General features: G+C 64.5%; 1 protein-coding gene. It reads left to right on the top strand.

The genetic code is table 11. The annotated features are described in order from the left end of the window. Positions 1-327, top strand: a 327-nt coding sequence (locus tag EN845_RS34375; protein ID WP_135931313.1) for an ATP-binding cassette domain-containing protein, incomplete at both ends; no start/stop codon positions are given.

Below are 327 nucleotides of genomic sequence, written 5' to 3'. Positions count from 1 at the left end.
GATCGCCCGTCTCGACCAGATGTCGGCCTTCACGACGCAGATTTCGCAGGCGCGCGCCAAACTCGAGGACTTCTATCGTCTCGAGTACTCCGCCGCCGAGACCATCGAGCCCGATGGCCTGCGCGAGCTCACCAACGTCACCGGCCATGTGCGCTTCGAGGACGTGAGCTTCGAGTTCGCCAATTCCGGCCACGGCATCGAGGACGTTTCGTTCGAGGTCCAGGCTGGCCAGACCGTTGCCATCGTCGGCCCGACCGGCGCCGGCAAGACGACGCTCATCAATCTCTTGCAGCGCGTCTTCACGCCGTCCAGCGGCCGCATCCTGAT

It is taken from the genome of Mesorhizobium sp. M8A.F.Ca.ET.202.01.1.1 (assembly GCF_004791595.1).
Classification (GTDB): Bacteria; Pseudomonadota; Alphaproteobacteria; order Rhizobiales; family Rhizobiaceae; genus Mesorhizobium.
The sequence above is the reverse complement of the archived record's forward strand: the minus strand, read 5'-3'. Positions and strand labels throughout refer to the sequence as shown.